The sequence below is a fragment of the Nocardia sp. FBN12 genome, from assembly GCF_050320175.1.
In the GTDB taxonomy this organism is placed as follows: Bacteria; Actinomycetota; Actinomycetes; order Mycobacteriales; family Mycobacteriaceae; genus Nocardia.
On the sequence record NZ_CP190048.1, the window covers coordinates 440,659 to 458,163 of the forward strand.

Consider the following 17,505-nt stretch of genomic DNA (forward strand, 5'->3'; position numbering starts at 1 on the left):
CACGATCAAGCTGGCCCGATGCCGCTCCCGGCGGCGTCGGGCCAGCACCGTACCCTGAACAGGTGAGCATCGAGATCGCCAACGAATCGGGTATGGACATTCCCGAAGAAGACCTGGTCAGCGTCGCACGTTTCGTGATCGCCCGGATGGACGTCCATCCGGCGGCCGAACTGTCGATGGTGCTCGTCGATCTCGACACCATGGCCGACCTGCACGTGCGCTGGATGGATCTGCCCGGTCCCACCGACGTGATGTCGTTCCCGATGGACGAGCTCGAGCCCGGCGGTCGTCCCGACAGCCCGGAGCCAGGCCCGTCCATGCTCGGTGACATCGTCCTGTGCCCGGAGTTCGCGATGGGTCAGGCGCAGAAGGCCGAACACTCGCTCGACCACGAGCTAGCCCTGCTCACCGTCCACGGCGTGCTCCACCTGCTCGGCTACGACCATGCCGAGCCGGAGGAGGAGAAGGAGATGTTCGCGCTGCAGGGCCAGCTGCTCGAGGAGTGGTACGTGAGCCTGAGCGAGGAACAGCGCCGTGCCGAGCTGGCCGAGCGCGACGACCGACTACTCGGCAAGGCAGGTTTCACCGCACCCGGTGAAGGCCCCGCGTGACAGCTCTGACCCTGATCCCGCTGGCGATCGTGTTGATCGGTATCGGCGGGGTGTTCGCGGGCGTGGACTCCGCACTGAACACGGTGTCGCGGGCCAGGCTCGACGACATGGTCCGCGAGGAGCGCTCGGGCGCCGCCCGACTGCGCAAGATCGTCGACGACCGCCCGCGCTATGTGAATCTCGTTGTCCTGCTGCGCATTCTGTGCGAGATCACCGCGACGGTGCTGCTGGCGGCCGCCACCCTCGACCTGTGGAACGAGAGCACGGCGCTGCTGGTCACCGCGGCGCTGATGGTCGTTGTCTCCTACGTCGTGATCGGCGTCGGCCCGCGCACACTCGGCCGCCAGCACGCCTACTCGATCGCGCTCGCCGCCGCCGTACCGCTGCAGATCATCGGCGCGGTGCTCAGCCCGGTCAGCCGCCTGCTGATTCTGCTCGGCAACGCGATCACCCCCGGTAAGGGATTTCGCAACGGACCCTTCGCTTCCGAGATCGAGCTGCGCGAGGTGGTCGACATGGCCCGCGAGCGCGGCGTGGTGGCCGACGACGAACGCCGGATGATCCAGTCGGTGTTCGAACTCGGCGATACCGCGGCGCGCGCGGTGATGGTGCCGCGCACCGAGATGGTGTGGATCGAAGACGACAAGACCGCCGCCCAGGCGATGTCACTTGCGGTGCGCTCCGGTCATTCGAGGATCCCGGTGATCGGCGAGAACGTCGACGACGTGCTCGGCGTGGTCTATCTGAAAGACCTTGTGCCCTATGCCGATCGCGCCCGCAAGGTGTCGGTGCGCGAGGTGATGCGGCCCGCGATCTTCATTCCCGATTCCAAGCCGCTCGACGCACTCCTCGACGAAATGCAGCGCCGCCGCAATCACATGGCGCTGCTGGTCGACGAATACGGCGGCATCGCGGGACTGGTGACCATCGAGGACGTGCTCGAGGAGATCGTCGGCGAGATCAACGACGAGTACGACACCGACGAAACCCCGCCCGTGGAAGACCTCGGTGACGGCCGCTATCGCGTCTCGTCGCGGCTGTCGGTGGAAGACCTGGGGGAGCTCTACGGCCTCGACATCGAGGACGACGACGTCGACACGGTGGGCGGGCTGCTCGCGCACGAGCTGGGCCGCGTCCCGCTGCCCGGCTCCAAGGTGACCGTCTTCGGGCTGGTGCTGCGTGGCGAGGGTGGCGCCGACGCGCGTGGGCGCATGCGGGTCAACACCGTGCTGGTACGCCGGGCCGCCGACAAGGACAAAGACAAAGCGGAGAAGAAGACCGACAAGCCCCGTAAGGGCACGACTGACGAGGCAACCGCCGACACCGACCAGGTGCGCGTGCCCGACGACAACGGAGAACACCATGAGTGAACTGAACGCCGAGGACAACAAACTGCTGGTACTGGCGCGTGGCGCGCTGGGCCGCACCGGTGGCGCGAGCGGCGCCGCGGTGCGCGACACCGACGGCCGCACCTACGCCGCGGGCGAGGTCGCGCTGACCGCGTTGCGCCTGACCGCGTTGCAGGCCGCTGTGGCCGCCGCGATCTCGAGCGGCGCCGAGGGTTTCGAAGCCGCGGTCGTCGTCGGCGGTGCTGCCGAGGACGCGGGCGTCGACGCGCTGCGCGAGGTATCGCCCGCGGCCTCGGTCATCCGTACCGACCGCGGCGGCGCCGTGCTGAGCGAGGTGCACGGTGGCTGACTCCGGCAAGGAATTCCGTTCCGGCTTCGTCTGTTTCGTCGGCCGCCCCAACACCGGCAAGTCGACGCTCACCAACGCGCTGGTCGGCACCAAGATCGCGATCACCTCCTCGCGCCCGCAGACCACCCGCCACACCATCCGCGGCATCGTGCACCGCGAGGACGCCCAGCTGATCCTGGTCGACACCCCCGGTCTGCACCGCCCGCGCACCCTGCTCGGCCAGCGCCTCAACGACCTGGTCCGCGACACCTACTCCGAGGTCGACCTCATCGCGCTGTGCATCCCGGCCGACGAGAAGATCGGCCCCGGTGACCGCTGGATCGTCGAGCAGATCAGGATGATGGCGCCCAAGACCAAGATCCTCGGCGTGGTCACCAAGATCGACAAGGTGGGCCGCGACGAGATCGCCCACCAGTTGATGGCACTGTCGAAGCTGCTCGGGCCCGAGTCCGAGGTCATTCCGGTGTCGGCCGTGAAGGGCGAACAGGTCGAGGTGCTCGTCGACCTGATCGCGTCGCAGTTGCCCGAGGGCCCGGCGTTCTATCCCGACGGCGAGATCACCGACGAGCCGGAGGAAACCCTCATGGCCGAGCTGATCCGCGAGGCGGCCCTCGAAGGCGTGCGCGACGAACTTCCGCACTCGCTGGCCGTGGTCATCGAAGACATCGAGCCCTACGAGGCGAACGAGGACATGCTCGAAGTGCATGCCCTGCTCTACGTGGAGCGGCCCAGCCAGAAGGCGATCATCATCGGCAAGAACGGCGCCCGCCTCAAGGACGTGGGCACGAATGCCCGCAAACAGATCGAGCACATTCTCGGCACCCGCATCTACCTGAACCTGCACGTGAAGGTAGCCAAGGATTGGCAGCGCGACCCGAAACAGCTGGGGAAGCTGGGCTTTTGACCGTTTGAGTGTCGGCGGTTCGGGGTATCGTTCGGCGAACACGCCGGTTCGTTCGGTGTGCTTCGCTGATCGTCCGGGGAGGCCGAAGAAGTGCCCGATGCCAATGATGTCGGCAAGCTGCTTGAGTTGCTGCGGGCGCTCGAGATCCCCGACGCCCGCCCGCGCGTGCTGCGCACACTGGTGCACGGGCGGCGCGCGTTGCCTCGCCCGATCGTCGAGGTGGTCGGCGTGGCCGGACACACCGCGCTGGTCGGCGAAATCTACAGCTGGCTCAGTGAATCCGGCGGCAGGCGGGCGACGCCGCGCGTCAAGCTCGACCTGCACACGCCCGACCTGCCGCCCATGCTGCTCACCCCTGACCTCAACGCCATCGATGCGGGCCCGCACGCCAGAGATCAGGAGATCCCCGGCCACTGCCTCCCGATCGTGCAGCACCTCGTGGCGGGTTTCGCCGTCGACGATACCGCGATGGGCGCGATCAAGTTCCCGCGCTACCGCACCGCCGATTGGCTCACCCGGCAGCGGGTGACGTCCGACGAATCCGAGGCGCCCGACGAACTGCGCCGCAGGCTGCCCAAACTGCTACGCAGCGGTTCGTCGACCGACCGCTCCGATGCCACCGAAGGTGTTGCGGGCGGCATGATTTCGAGCCTGGTCTTCGCTGTGCTGGCACTGTGGCCGGTGCTGCGGTTGTGGCTGTGGGTGTCCGGGCGCATTCCCGGCATGTCGAAGGTGACGCGGTGGTTCCTGCACCAGCGCTATCTGGCGCCCGAATTGTCCGGCAGTTTCCTGGGTTTCGCGTCCCGTCTCGCCTTGCCGCACCGAATCGACGAGAACGAGGAGCAGGTCGCCAAGCTCCTTGTGCACGCGTTTCTCGAGGACCTGCGTGATGCTTACAAGCGCCGGATCTGGCGCCCGTCGAGCTGGCGGCGCACCGCGTACCCGGTGGCTTTGTTCGGTGGTCTCACCGAGGGCAGCGACGGCGCGCGCATTCTCACCTGGATCAACGAAATCCGCAACGAGACCGGCCTTTTCGATCCACTGGTGGTCGTCGCACTGCGCGATGAAGGACCGAGCCGCGAGGTCGGCGAGCTCTCGCACATCAGTGATCTGCGCCCACTGCGCACCCTGGAGAGTCTCGCCGACGCGCCGACCCCGCAACCGCCGGATCCGCTGCAGGAGTGGGTGCGTGAGATCGACAACCGGCGCACCCATCGTCAGGCCGACGCCTGGTTCCTGCCGTTGCGCGCGATCCTGCCGCCCGACACCATGCCCCGAGTCAGCGATGCCCGATTCCGCGGACTGGCCTTGCCGCCCGCGCCGCCGATGGCGGCGCGCAGCTGGTTCGTCGGGCTGTGCGTGCTGATCCCGATCGTGCTCGCCGTGGCCGCGACGCTGGTGTACTTTCCGCCGCTGCGTGGTGCCGAGTGTTCGCACTGGCCGTGGACCGGTGGGGTCTCGGTGAGCCTGCGCGACGGTGAATGCGTCGGCTACAGCGACAACCCCCGCCAGACCTTCGCCGACGACCCCGAGTTGTCGGCGATGCAGCGAGAAGTGTTCCGGCTCAACGCCGATGCGGCCGACGCGCGCGAGAACAACCAGAACCGGCCGTTGGTCTCCCTGGTGTACTTCGCGGGCCTGAGCTACGTCGACACCAATGTGCGCTACCCGCACGCCCAGGTCGAGGAACTGGCCGGGCTGGCGGTGCAGCAGCGTCGCGCCTTGCTGGCCTCCGACGAATCGGAACCGCTGTTGCGCATCATCATCGCCAATGGTGGTTCCGATATGCGCCATGCCGGCTGGGTGGTCGACAATCCGCTGCGTGAACTCGTGGCACGTGACCCCAGCGTGCTCGGCGTCGTCGGAATCGATCGCAGCAACGACGAAACCCGCAGGGCCATCACTCGTCTCGGCGAGCTCGGCGTGCCAGCGGTGGCGACGACGCTGTCCGCCGATGGCCTCGAACAGGCATCGCCGCTGTATTTCCAAGCGGCACCGAGCAATACCGTGCAGGCTCGCCTCGTCGCCGAGTACGCGCAGGGCGCCCGCGATCTCGATGGTGCTCCCCGCTACGACAAGGTGGCGATCTATCACCCCGAGGGTGACAGTGATCTGTACGTGACCACGCTCGTCGAGGATGTGCGGAAGGAACTCACCACACGCGGTGTGGCGCAGGAGAGTATGAGCTGGCGCGAACAGCAGCAGCTCTACCGTTTTCCCGCGCCGTGCGAGACCGCCGGGTTCGACCGCCGCACGCTGCTGTTCTTCGCGGGTCGCAACGATGACTTCCCGACCTTCGCCAAGGCGGTGAGCCGCGGCTGCGTGAGTGGCGCCGGTCCGGCGATCCTCGGCAACGACGCGGTGACCCGGCTGATCACCGATCCGAAGGCCACCGCCGCGCTCCCGGCCAACCTCACCGTGCGCTACGTGTCCAAGGCCTCGCCGGTGATGCTCGGCGGCGCCGATTGCGTCAGTGGCATCGGCAAACTCGGCGACCAGCCGGTCCCGTTCGAACACGAACAGCTGTGCTCGGAGCTGGCAGACCTGATCGAGGACCTGCGCGGCTACCCCGACCTCACCGACTACCGGCCCACCTGGGCAGGCGACCGTACCGGTCTGGCCTTCGACGTGAGCGGGCTGTTCCTCCAAGCGGTGCGCAACAGTCGCGGCGTCCTGGCCGACCCGAACCGCACCGCCATCGCAGTCCAGCTGCGCGAGTCCGACTATCGCGGCGTCACCGGGACTCTCGGCTTCTCGACCAGTCGCGTCGCCGATAGTTCGTCCATCGCGGTCCTGGTCACCACCGCGGTCGGCGCCGCGGGCCCCCAACGTTGCCTGCTGATGTTCCCCCGGCAAACCGGCCGGGACGGCTGTCCGCCCGGCACGAAGAGCGACCTCGAAGGATGGGTTGAACCAGGTCGGTAGCGCTCGGGCATCGCAATTCAGCTACCGCGCGGCCTGATTCATCCTGTTATAGTCCGCTCGGGCGTCGATCGGACCCGGTGGTTTCCGGTCGGCTTTCCGGGCGGGGACCGCAGTTCGGGTCGCCGGCCCGGTTACCTGCCGGAAGGGTCCCGGCAGACTTGTGAAACGTGGGAGTCCGGGCGGGTGAGTATTTCCGACGGTGCGGAGTTCGCCGGTTATCTGATCGAGCGACGCCTCGGCGCCGGTGGCATGGGCACGGTGTACCTGGCCCGCCATCCACGGCTGCCCCGGCACGACGCGCTCAAGGTCCTCGCCGACGACCACGCCGCCGACGCCGAGTTCCGCGCCAGGTTCCTGCGCGAAGCCGAACTCGCCGCCGCGCTGGCACATCCGAACCTCGTCGCCGTGCGTGACCGCGGAGAAACCGACGGCCGACTCTGGATCGCCACGCAGTACGTCGCCGGTTCCGATGCCGCCGAACTCATCCGTCGCCAACCCGCGGGGCTCGACCTGGCACGTGCTGTGCACATCGTCGTCGAAGCCGCTCGCGGGCTCGATGAGGTGCACCGCGCGGGGCTGCTGCATCGTGATGTGAAACCGGCGAACATTCTTGTCGCCGAGCAGCCGGGGCATCAGGATCGTGTGTTGGTCACCGACTTCGGCATTGCCCGTCAGGCCGAGGACACCGCGACGCTGGCCTCGGGTGGTGGGCTCACCGCCACCCTGTCCTATGTGGCTCCCGAACAACTCGGCGGTGACCGGGTGGATCGCCGCGCCGATGTGTACTCCCTGGGCTGCACGTTGTTCCAATTGCTCACCGGCACAGTCCCGTTCCCGCGTCAGACGGCGGCGGCGGTGATGTATGCCCACCTGCACGAGGTGCCACCCCAGCCGTCGACGCTGCGACCGGGCCTGCCGGTGGCCTTCGATGCCGTCATCGCCAAGGCCTTGGCGAAGGACCCCGCGCAGCGTTTCGCCTCGTGCGGTGAACTGGCAGCGGCGTCGCGCGATGCGCTGGCCGGGCAAGACGGCACGCCGGTCGACCCAAACCAGCCCGGCGCGGCCGGTTCGTTGTCCTCGGCGGGCGCCCCGGAGCCCCGGCCCGCGGGCGACGCCGGCCGTCCGAACTATCCTGTCCAGCAACTGCTGGACGCCGATCCGTTCGCCGCTGTGTTGTTGCCGCGCCGCACCCCGTTCGCGAAGTTGATCCGCCGCCGAGGCGTGCGGCTGGCAGCCGCGGCGGTGCTGGTCGTCGCCATCGTGACGGCGGCCGCGCTCGGCGCCACCAGATCCGGCGACACCGCTTCGGGCGCGCAGGTGACCACCTCACCGCCACCACTGCCGCCCGCCACCGCGTGGGGCGCGTACAACTTCATCGCCGACGCGTTCGCCGACCTGTTGCCCCGCAACCCGTACGGCATCGGCTATCAGGAGATGACCGCCTGCTACATGGTCGACGAGCGAATCGAACACATTCCCACCGACAAGATCGCCGGCCCGCGGGCGCGCATGCACTGCGTCGGAAATCGTGACCCCGTCCTGTCGCTGAACATCATCTGCAATACCGATCGCTCGCTGATGCTGATCCCGCCGAGCTCCGACCAGGTCGAGGGCAGCGAGCAGTGGCAGCGCGCCTCGGGGACCGGAAACCTGCACTGGGGCAACAATATCGGGCAGGACAAGGTGGTCACCGGATTCCTGTACGTCTATTTCGACGGTCCCGCCCGATCGTTCTGCCGGATCGATGTCACCGGTGGCACCGACGGTGCGGACCTGCGTGAGAAGTGGTGGACCCATGCGCCGCTGTGATGCCCGCAAGGTGGGTGGCGTGATCATCGCGACCCTGGCTGTTGTCGTCGCCGGTTGTACGGTGCCCGGCACCGCCGAACCGGTTCAGGTCGACCTCGCACAACTGGATTACGGCGAATACCAGCATATTCCGTTGTCCGTGCCACCCGGCACCGAGTACACGGGTCGCATCATCGAGTCGATGCGGCTCGCCGAGATCATGGTCAATCCGGCTCGCGCCGATCCCGCGCTCGCGCTGCCGACCAAGGAGAAGCCGATCGCGCCGTTGCCGACCCCCGCCAAGGTCTCGGGCGTGTTGTCGGAGCAGGCCCGCGCGGTGCTCACCGAGCACGGCATGCTGTCGGGAGTTGTTGTCTCCGGCGCTGATTCGGCCGCGGCGAGGAAGCTGATGCTGGTGGCCTTGCGCATGCCGGACCAGGCGGCCGCCACCGCCGCCGCCGCGGCGATCGATGCCACCGACGCCGCGGTGAGCACCGAGAATGTCGCCATCGGTATTCCGAATTATCCTGCCGCCCACGCGCATTGGCGGCCCACCGTGGCGAGCATGGCGGCCACCATCGCCCGCGGTACCTTCGTGCTGAGCGTGCTGGCCGAACACACCACCCCCGACCCAGTGGCGCTGACCACGCTGATCAGCAAGGCATTCGAGGCGCAGCTCCCCGGACTCGACCACGCTGTGCTCACCCCGCCGGAGCAGTTCGCGAGCCTGCCGATCGATCCCGAGAACATGCTGAGCCGGATGGTGCCGGAGAAGCCGGGGCGATGGTCGATGCCCGCCGTCGTCCTGATCGACCCCGACATGATCGCGGGCGCCAAGGCGATGGTGCACGTCAGCGGGGTGGTGTACGGGCCACACGCGGGATTTCTCTTCGGTTCGCGTCAGCGGGGTTCGACCGACGTGTTGGCGATGATCGGCTTCGACGGGTTGCAGCGATTCCCCGACGCGACCGAGGCGCGCCGAGCGCTCCAGCGCACCGACCCGATGTACGACGCGATGCGAGCCGTGTCCGGTCCGGCGGGTCTCACCGACGTCCGCTGTGGCGAGCAGGGTGACAACCCAGCGGTGCGGTATGTCTGCCGCGTGCCGTACGGGCGCTACGTCGCCACGGTCTTCTCCGCAGAGGAACAGCAGATCAGGCAGAAGGCCGCCGCCCAATACAGCCTGCTGGTGCGTGCCGAATGACCGCCGGGCTGCGGCCGGGCTCCGTGTTCGCCGGATACGTGATCGACCGGGTGCTCGGCAGTGGCGGCATGGGCACCGTCTACGCTGCGCGCCATCCGCGCCTGCCACGTCTGGACGCGCTCAAGGTCTTGGGCGAGATCCACAGTGGCTCACCGGAATTCCGTGCCAGGTTCATTCGCGAAGCCGAACTCGCGGCCCGCATCGACCACCCGAACGTGGTGGCGGTCCACGATCGTGGCATGGCCGACGGTGCGTTGTGGATCGCGATGCAGTACATCGCGGGCACCGACGCGGCCGCGGTGTTGCGCGCGGGCGTGCCGGATCCGCGCCACACGCTCCACATCGTCACCGGTGCCGCCGCGGGCCTCGACGCGGCCCACCGCGCCGGACTGCTGCACCGCGACGTGAAGCCCGCCAACCTGATGCTGGAAACGCGGCCGGGGGAACCGGATCGGGTCCTGGTCGCCGATTTCGGCATCGCCAAATCCGGCACCGACGGCACCGCGCTCACCGAAGCCGGCGCCTTCCTGGCCACGCTCGCCTACGCGGCGCCCGAGCTCATCCGGCTCGACGCCGTCGATCATCGCGCCGATCTGTACTCGCTGGGATGCACGCTGTTCGAGCTGCTCACCGGCCGCAAACCCTTTCCCCGCGAGACCGCGGCCGCGGTGCTCAACGCCCATCTCACCGAACCGCCACCACGGCCGACGGACCTGAACCCACGCCTGCCACCGGCGATCGACGCGGTGATCGCCAGGGCGCTGGCCAAGAACCCCGACGATCGATACTCGAGCTGCGGTGCGCTCGCCGCCGCCGCGGCGGCAGCGTTCGGGATGCCTGCCCCGCCCACGATGCGGGTCGGTCAGGCCGGGCTCACCGGCGTGCGGGCGGCTCCGTCGATTCCGGATGCGCGGCCCGGGCTCGCCGGTGTGCGGGCGACGCCGCCGCCACCGGATGCGCGGCCCGGCAGGCTGATCGGTGCTGTCGCGGCGCCGATCGAACCTGTCAACGGCCGGGGCGCGTCACCTCGTCCGCGCCGTCGGCGGTATCTGGTTGTCGGGTCGGTGGTCGCGCTCTTGGTCGCAGCGGTCGCGGGCGTCGCCGTGCTGACCCGCGGTGGGTCCACCCCCGAGGCGCCCATCGCGTCCTCGACGCCGACCACGACCACTGCCGAATCAGCCTGGAAATCCTACGAATACATCGTCCGAGCGTTTCCCGACCTGCTCCCGCGTACCCCGTTCGCCAGCGGATTCCAAGGCGCGCGCTGTGCGGCTGTCGATACCGAATATCAACCAGTTCCGCTCGACCGACACGACAACGTCGGCAGGCTCAGCTGCAATGGTGACAGCAATCCGGTGCGGCGAGTCACGGTGTCGTGCAACGGTAGTCGCTCGCCGAGCACTGTCGAGCCGTTCGTGGACGCGATCTCGACCAGGGAAGAGAACTGGGAACGGCCCTCGGGGCGCGGCCGGATCATCGTCCACGATCTGGTCGGCCGCACGCCCGGCACCGTGATGGGCGGGCTCAACATCCAATTCGACGATCCGGCCAGGAACTTCTGCCTGATCTTCGTCCTCGGCGGCACCAGCGGCGCGGAACTCTACGACGGCTGGTGGCTGAAAACGCCGCTGTGACTCACCACCAGCGCGCGGGCCGGTGGCTGTCCCAGCGCAGCACTGATTCCAGCTGGGCCGCAACGGAAATCAGCAGGGGTTCGCTGTCGGCGGGGCCCATCAGTTGCGCGCCGATCGGCAGCCCGGAATCGGTGAACCCCGCCGGCACGTTCACGCTCGGCCACCCGAGAACGTTCCACGGCCAGGTGTAGGGGCACGCGCCGGTGATCAGGTTGTTGGTCGCGCCGACACCGATGCCATCGATTTCCTCCACCCGAGGGGGAGGGGTTGCCGTGGTCGGCGCCAGCACGAGGTCGTAGTCGTCGAAGAACGAACCGATTCGTTTGTGCAGCAACGGTTCCGCGAGCCGCGCCGCGGTGAGAGCGGGTCCGCTGAGAACGCGGCCGATGCGCGAATTGGCCGTGGTCCGTGGGTCGACGACGGCACCCGGCATATCCCGGTGCACCCGGCTGACTCCCGCGAGCGACCTCGGCAGGAACGAGGCGCCGATCATCAACCCGTAGTGCAGGCCTGTCACCGTGACGGTATGGCCGAGCGTGCGCAGCGTGGCGGCCAGCGCGTGCGCACTCGCCGCGATCTGCGGATCGAGCGTGGTCTTGGTCGCGGTGTACGGAATGTTCAGGGAGAGCGCGATTCTGAGCTTGCCGGGATCGCGCCCGACCGCCGCGCTCGCCTCGATCGGCGCGGGTTTGTGCCGGTCGCCGTCGTGCGGCCCGGCGGCGATGTCGAGCAGTAGTGCCGCGTCGCGCACGGTGCGCGCGAGCGGCCCGTTGACGGTGAGCCCGTTGAACGCCTCCGCCAGCGGCCAGGTGGAGATGCGCCCACGCTGTGGCTTGATCCCGACCAGGTTCGTCCACGACGCCGGAATACGCACAGATCCCGCGCCGTCGGAACCCAGTGCGGCAGGGACCAATCCGGCCGCGACCGCCGCCGCGGACCCACCCGACGACCCACCCGGCGTGCGTGCGCGATCCCAAGGGTTGCGGGTGTGCCCGAACGCGTCACCGCTGGTGAACGGCAACTGTCCCAGCTCGCAGGTATTGGCCTTGCCGACGATCACCGCACCCGCCGCGCGCAACCGGCGCACCGATTCGGCGTCGGCGGTCTTCGGCGTGAACTCCCCACCGCAGCCGAATGCGGTGATCTCACCACTGATGTCGGTGTCGTCCTTCACCGCGATCGGCACGCCCAACAGCGGCAGCCGCACCCCCGCGGCCACCCGCGCATCGGCCTCGGCCGCTTCCCGCAGCGCGGCCGCGCGACGCACGACCCGAAACGCGTTGAGCGTCGGCTGGGACGCCTCGATCCGATCGAGCGCGTCGGTGACGGCCGCGACCGAGGACACGGCGCCCTCGGCGATGGCCGTTGACAGTTCGGTGAGGCCGAGATCGGCCGGGGAATTCGGCGCGACGTGGTCGGGCGCGGACATGTGAGCTCCGTCTCTCCAGGTAGTTGGCTCGACCGTAACGCGAACCTGGTCACTCGTCCACATCCCCTAGGGTGGGTATAGACATACATACCGAATGTATGTAACAGTGGACTGGCCCAGCATTCGACCAGGGGAGGACCCCATGGGAATCAGCTCAGCACTCGGCCCGGCGCACGAGATCGCCCTGTCATCCGGCCGCATCCGCTATCACGACACCGGCACCGGATCGCCGGTGGTGTTCGTCCACGGACTGCTCGTCAACGCCGATCTGTGGCGCGGCGTGGTGCCCGGCCTCGCCGCCGCCGGACACCGCTGTCTCACGCCCGACTGGCCGCTCGGTTCGCATTCGATCCCGGTGCCCGCCGCCGACCTCTCGCCCACCGGCCTCGCGGATCTCATCGCCGAGTTCCTCGACGCGCTCGACCTCACCGACGTCACGATCGTCGCCAACGACACCGGCGGCGCGCTCACCCAGATCCTGATGACGCGCAGACCCGAACGGATCGGCCGCGTCGTCCTGGCCGCCGTCGACTGCTACGAAACGTTCCCGCCGCGGCCCTTCGCGGATCTGCTGAAGGTGGCGAAGGTTCCCGGCGTGATCCGCCCGCTGCTGGCGCCGATGCGGTTCAGGTTCATCCAGCGCCTGCCACTCGGATTCGGGTTGGTCACCAAACACGATCTGCCGCAAGACATCGCGCAGTCCTATCTGCGACCCGCCCGGCGCAGCGCCGCCATCCGCGACGATCTGCGCAGGTTCGCGGCCGGCGTCGACAAGCGATTCACCTCGGCCGCCGCCGCACGCTTCGCCGAGGTCGACCTGCCGGTGCTCGTCGTCTGGTCGACCGAGGACAAACTGTTCCCGATGACGCTGGCCGAACGCCTGGTCACCGACCTACCCCGGGCGACCCTGCGCACCATCGACAATTCCTACACCTTCATCCCCGAGGACCGGCCGGAGTTGCTCACCGAACTGATCGTGGAGTTCACTCGGCTCCATGCAGCGCCGTAGCCAGGAGGATCGCTCCCGCACCACCCGAGCCGCGCTCGAGCGGGCAGGCCGTAGCCTGTTCGCCGAGCGCGGCTTCGCCGGTACCTCGGCCGAACAGCTGGTGGCCGCCGCCGGTGTCACCCGCGGCGCCCTGCACCATCACTACGGCGACAAGCGCGGACTGTTCCTCGCTGTGCTCGAACAGATCGAGACCGAGGCCACCGCGGAGATCGAGACCGCCGTCGCCGCTGTCGACCGCGCCGACGTCATCGGTGGCATGACCGCTGGTCTGGCGCGGTTCCTCGATATCTGCGCCCGCCCGGAAATGCTGCGCATCGTGCTGATGGACGCCCCCACCGTCCTTGGCTGGCCCGCCTTCCGCGAATTCGAGGCGCGCCACGGACTCGGCCTCATCACCGCCGAACTACAACGCGCCACCGACGCGGGCCTGATCCCGGTCACTCCGGTCCCGGTACTCGCGCAACTACTGCTCAGCGCCATCACCGAAGCCTCGCTCATCGTCGCCCACGCCGACGACCCCGACCGCGCCCGCGTCGAAACCCAGCAGTCGCTGCTGCTGCTCATCGCCGGTCTGCTCCAGTCCTGATCCGTGTCCGTGACCGTGGTGTCGGGCCCGCATGGAAGACTGGGCGCGTGCGGTTGTATCGGGATGAGGCAGTGGTGGTTCGCCAGCACAAGCTGGGCGAGGCCGATCGCATTGTCACGCTCCTGACCAGGCAGCATGGACTCGTCCGGGCGGTGGCGAAGGGGGTGCGGCGCACCAAGTCGAAGTTCGGGGCGCGGCTCGAGCCGTTCTCCTACATCGACGTGCAATTGCACCCGGGCCGCACACTCGACATCGTCACCCAGGTGATCACCGTGGAGGCCTTCGCCGCCGACATCATCGACGACTACGGCCGCTACACCACCGCGTGCGCGATCCTCGAAACCGCCGAACGCCTCGCGGGCGAAGAACGCGCGCCCGCCCCGAAACTGCACGTCCTCACCGCGGGTGCCCTGCGCGCGATCGCCGCCAAGCAGCGCCCCCACGAACTGATCCTTGACGCATACCTGTTGCGCGCCATGGGTTTCGCCGGTTGGGCACCCGCGCTCGACGAATGCGCCCGCTGCGCCACCCCGGGCCCGCACCGCGCCTTCCACGTGGCAGCGGGCGGCGCGGTCTGTGTGCACTGTCGCCCGCCGGGTGCGAGCACGCCGGTCACCGGGGTGCTCGATCTGCTCGTCGCCCTGTTGAAGGGGGAGTGGGCCTACATCGACAGCGTCCCCGACAATGTCCGCCGCCAGGCCAGCGGTCTCGTCGCCGCCCATCTGCAGTGGCATCTGGAACGTCAGCTGCGCACGCTGCCGTTGATCGAGCGGTCCCGCATCGCAGCGGATCGGTCCGACGACGCTGTCGTCGGCCGGGTCGGCTGACCAGGCCGAAGGCCCCACCCAGCGCTCACCTCCGCGAGCCGGTCGCAGCGCGCGCGGCCCACTCGATGCCCACGAGTAGCTCGACCGGCGACCGGTCCGCCGGTCAACCCGGAGCCCGTGCAACCCGCACCCGGCGATCAGGCAGGATGGATGCCGTGATCCTGCGTCGTGACTCTTCTCCCGCGAGCAAGGACGGCACCCGCACCGTGCGCCCGCCGTCCCAGCATCCCTCCGGCGCGCGCCCGCCCGCGATCCCGCCGGAGCTCGTGCCCAACCATGTCGCGCTGGTGATGGACGGCAACGGTCGCTGGGCCCAGGAGCGTGGCCTGCCGCGCACCGCCGGGCACGAACGCGGCGAGGCCGTGCTCATGGACTCCGTGGAAGGCTGCATCGAGATCGGCGTCAAGTGGCTGTCGGCCTACGCCTTCTCCACCGAGAACTGGCGCCGCAGCCCCGACGAGGTGCGCTTCCTGATGGGCTTCAACCGCGACGTGATCCGCCGCCGCCGCGACGAGATGCACGAGATGGGTGTGCGCGTGCGCTGGGCAGGCCGCCGGCCTCGCCTGTGGCGCAGCGTGATCAAGGAACTCGAGGTGGCCGAAGAGCTCACCAAGGACAACGACGTGATGACGCTGACCATGTGCGTCAACTACGGCGGCCGGGCCGAAATCGCTGACGCCGCAAGGGAAATCGCGCGCCGGGTGGCCGCGGGCGAGATCGACCCGGAGAAGGTCGACGAAGCCACCGTCGCGAAATACCTCGACGAACCCGATATGCCCGATGTCGACCTGTTCCTTCGCCCCTCCGGCGAGTTCCGCAGCTCGAACTTCCTGATCTGGCAGGCCGCCTACGCCGAATTCGTCTACCAGGACACGCTTTTCCCCGACTTCGACCGGCGTAACCTGTGGGACGCGTGCCTGGAATACGCCAAGCGCGACCGTCGCTTCGGTGGCGCCAAATGAGCGACAGTCACGACGGAGCCGACATGGATGCGCTACTCACCCCCGAACTCGACCTGCAGGCCCGCGCCGGCGCCTGCCTGCAGATGCAGGACATCGAAGTCCGCGTCGACGCCGACCGGTCGCTGGGTTTCGAATACGACGGCGCCCTGTGCTCGATCCGCGCCGTCACCCTCGCCCCCGGCCTCACCGTGCTGTCGCTGACCAGCGTGCTGGCCTGGGATCGTCCGCTCAAGGCTGCCCTGCACAAGCGCGTCGCCGAGCGCAACAACGAGATCCAGTTCGGTTCGGTCACCCTGATCGCCCGTGGCCAGCTGGGCGACGTGATCCTGCGCTACACCTTCCCCGCCGAAGGCCTGGACGACGGCGCCCTCACCACCATGCTGCTGCTGGCCCTGTCCGGCGCGAGCCGAGCCCGTCAGGGCTTGCTCGCGCCGTAGCGCGTCAGTTGCTGGGCTTCCAGGTGATCTTGCCGCCCTGGAAATCCTGGGCCTTGCCGCCCTGGTAGTCGTATTCGTCGCTGGTCGGGTAGCCGTAGCGGCCGCCCTCGGCGCCCGCGCGGATCCAGTCGGCCTGGATGCTGCCCCACACCGCGTGCGCGCCGGTCTTCGACGTCCAGTAGATGGCGCCGGTCGGGAACATCGTGAACTGGCCGTCGCCCTTGCCCGCCGCGGAGACATCGGTGAGCGGGAACCCGAGTGGGCTCGACTCCCAGCCAAGCGCTGCCCACTTGTCGCGAATCGGGCCGCTGATCTGGTGCGCGCCGGTGCCGATGGACCAGTAGATCGAGCCCTTCTGGAAGTGGTTGAAGCGACCGCCCACCGCGGACTCTTCGCGGGTGACCGGGTAGCCGAGCTGGCCTGACTCGTTGCCGACCTGGGCGAATTTGTCGCGGATCTGGCCGGCGACGGTGTTGGCGTTGGTGTCGGGGTGCCAGTAGATGGCCGCGTTGTTGGCGAAGGTCTGGTACTTGCCGCCCGCCGCCGCATCGGCTTCCGGGGACGTGGGGTCGCCCAGCGCCGGGCCGCCCGCCTGGTCGTACTCGATCTCGATCGCGCCGCCCACCTCGAATCCACCGATCATCCTGGCCTGCGCGGAGCCTGCCATGGCGGCGGGCAGCGCGGCCGCCACGGTGACGGTCGCCAAGGCGGCCAGACCGCGCGATCGAAGGTTTCGACGGTGAATTGTCACAGGTAACTCCCTGGTCGGATCGATATTCAACGATGTCCGGCGCTCGGGACCCCCTCCGGTGCCGCACCCGAACCTACCCGTTGGACGCCGGTGGCAACAGTGTCATTGCTCACCCTGGGTGGTGGTGTGGCGGTCCCGGCAGCATGATCGCGAGACCGCGGGCGAAATCGTCCGGCTCGACGTCCCCGAGCAGCAGATGCTGCAGGATGAACCCGGGCAGCAAGCCGATGAGCGTCTTGGCGATCGCATCGGAATCAGTACCCGGCGGCAGCCAGCCGGATTCGCACAACCGGTCCGCGTACTCGAACCACAGCTCACGCATCGACGCTATGGCGTGGCGGACCGGGACCGCGGTCTCGTCCGAGACCAATGCCAGTGCCCATGCCTGCGGGGCGAGCCGCAGCGGTCCGTCGGGCCCACTGCGCCTGACGATCTCGGTGGTCAGCAGCCGGATGACTTCCGCTGGGGGAGGGGGTGTTTCGCTGCGGACGATCTCGGCGAGCCGCACGCGCAACGGTCCCATCGTGCGGTGCACGAGCGCGCCGATGATCTCGTTCTTGCTGGTGAAGTATCGGTAGACCGCGCCCGCCGACATCTGCGATTCGGCGAACACGTCCTGCATCGAGGTCTCGTGAAAGCCCTTCCGGGCGAAGCACAGCTGCGCGGCGTCGAGGATCTGCTGCCTGCGGCGTTCCAGGTGTTCTTCGCTGACTCGGGGCATGGGTCAAAAGTAAAACGAA

At 68.5% G+C, this 17,505-nt stretch carries 16 protein-coding genes; 13 read left to right on the forward strand and 3 right to left on the reverse strand.

Features of this window, described 5'->3' with window-relative positions; translation table 11 throughout:
- Window positions 1-62 precede the first annotated feature (62 nt).
- From ybeY to ACQHI0_RS02380, 8 genes are all read left to right on the forward strand, one after another.
- On the forward strand, window positions 63-611 hold the full coding sequence (gene ybeY, locus ACQHI0_RS02345) for an rRNA maturation RNase YbeY (RefSeq protein WP_410875054.1): 549 nt from the start codon (window positions 63-65) through the stop codon (window positions 609-611).
- On the forward strand, window positions 608-1,981 hold the full coding sequence (locus ACQHI0_RS02350; RefSeq protein ID WP_427906288.1) for a hemolysin family protein: 1,374 nt from the start codon (window positions 608-610) through the stop codon (window positions 1,979-1,981). The genes ybeY and ACQHI0_RS02350 overlap by 4 nt, the downstream gene beginning before the upstream one ends.
- Window positions 1,974-2,309, forward strand: a complete 336-nt coding sequence (locus ACQHI0_RS02355; RefSeq protein ID WP_427906289.1) for a cytidine deaminase — start codon at window positions 1,974-1,976, stop codon at window positions 2,307-2,309. Before ACQHI0_RS02350 ends, ACQHI0_RS02355 begins: the two co-directional genes overlap by 8 nt.
- Window positions 2,302-3,213: a GTPase Era gene (era, locus tag ACQHI0_RS02360; protein WP_427906290.1), complete on the forward strand. Its 912-nt coding sequence runs from the start codon at window positions 2,302-2,304 to the stop codon at window positions 3,211-3,213. Before ACQHI0_RS02355 ends, era begins: the two co-directional genes overlap by 8 nt.
- A gap of 90 nt (window positions 3,214-3,303) precedes the next feature.
- Window positions 3,304-6,138 (forward strand): hypothetical protein, encoded by a 2,835-nt coding sequence (locus ACQHI0_RS02365; RefSeq protein WP_427906291.1) that lies wholly within the window; start codon window positions 3,304-3,306, stop codon window positions 6,136-6,138.
- 183 nt (window positions 6,139-6,321) lie between these two features.
- Complete coding sequence (locus ACQHI0_RS02370) at window positions 6,322-7,947, forward strand: serine/threonine-protein kinase (RefSeq protein ID WP_427906292.1); 1,626 nt, start codon at window positions 6,322-6,324, stop codon at window positions 7,945-7,947.
- A gap of 19 nt (window positions 7,948-7,966) precedes the next feature.
- A complete protein-coding gene (locus ACQHI0_RS02375) occupies window positions 7,967-9,130 on the forward strand; it encodes a DUF7373 family lipoprotein (RefSeq protein WP_427906293.1) in 1,164 nt (387 codons plus the stop codon).
- Window positions 9,127-10,764: a serine/threonine-protein kinase gene (locus ACQHI0_RS02380; protein ID WP_427906294.1), complete on the forward strand. Its 1,638-nt coding sequence runs from the start codon at window positions 9,127-9,129 to the stop codon at window positions 10,762-10,764. Before ACQHI0_RS02375 ends, ACQHI0_RS02380 begins: the two co-directional genes overlap by 4 nt.
- Window position 10,765: 1 nt before the next feature.
- Here the strand turns inward: ACQHI0_RS02380 and ACQHI0_RS02385 are convergent, their stop codons facing one another.
- Window positions 10,766-12,193 (reverse strand): amidase, encoded by a 1,428-nt coding sequence (locus ACQHI0_RS02385; protein WP_427906295.1) that lies wholly within the window; start codon window positions 12,191-12,193, stop codon window positions 10,766-10,768.
- A gap of 142 nt (window positions 12,194-12,335) precedes the next feature.
- Here ACQHI0_RS02385 and ACQHI0_RS02390 point away from each other — a divergent pair, with 142 nt between their 5' ends.
- From ACQHI0_RS02390 to ACQHI0_RS02410, 5 genes are all read left to right on the forward strand, one after another.
- A complete protein-coding gene (locus ACQHI0_RS02390; protein WP_427906296.1) occupies window positions 12,336-13,202 on the forward strand; it encodes an alpha/beta fold hydrolase in 867 nt (288 codons plus the stop codon).
- Window positions 13,189-13,788, forward strand: coding sequence for a TetR/AcrR family transcriptional regulator (locus ACQHI0_RS02395; RefSeq protein ID WP_427906297.1), 600 nt, complete (start codon window positions 13,189-13,191; stop codon window positions 13,786-13,788). The genes ACQHI0_RS02390 and ACQHI0_RS02395 overlap by 14 nt, the downstream gene beginning before the upstream one ends.
- 47 nt (window positions 13,789-13,835) lie before the next feature.
- Window positions 13,836-14,615 carry a DNA repair protein RecO gene (gene recO, locus ACQHI0_RS02400; protein WP_427906298.1) on the forward strand — a complete coding sequence of 260 codons (780 nt, stop codon included), beginning with the start codon at window positions 13,836-13,838 and terminating at the stop codon, window positions 14,613-14,615.
- A gap of 146 nt (window positions 14,616-14,761) precedes the next feature.
- The gene (locus tag ACQHI0_RS02405) at window positions 14,762-15,577 is read left to right on the forward strand and encodes an isoprenyl transferase (RefSeq protein WP_378637531.1); all 816 of its coding nucleotides are present in this window, start codon (window positions 14,762-14,764) and stop codon (window positions 15,575-15,577) included.
- An 83-nt stretch (window positions 15,578-15,660) separates the two neighbouring features.
- Complete coding sequence (locus tag ACQHI0_RS02410) at window positions 15,661-16,014, forward strand: YbjN domain-containing protein (RefSeq protein WP_235569852.1); 354 nt, start codon at window positions 15,661-15,663, stop codon at window positions 16,012-16,014.
- A gap of 4 nt (window positions 16,015-16,018) precedes the next feature.
- Here ACQHI0_RS02410 and ACQHI0_RS02415 read toward each other — a convergent pair whose 3' ends face one another.
- Both ACQHI0_RS02415 and ACQHI0_RS02420 read right to left on the reverse strand, forming a co-directional pair.
- Entirely contained in the window at window positions 16,019-16,765 is a 747-nt protein-coding gene (locus ACQHI0_RS02415) for an LGFP repeat-containing protein (protein WP_427906299.1), read from the reverse strand.
- A 109-nt stretch (window positions 16,766-16,874) separates the two neighbouring features.
- Window positions 16,875-17,486, reverse strand: coding sequence for a TetR/AcrR family transcriptional regulator (locus ACQHI0_RS02420; RefSeq protein ID WP_427906300.1), 612 nt, complete (start codon window positions 17,484-17,486; stop codon window positions 16,875-16,877).
- Window positions 17,487-17,505 lie beyond the last annotated feature (19 nt).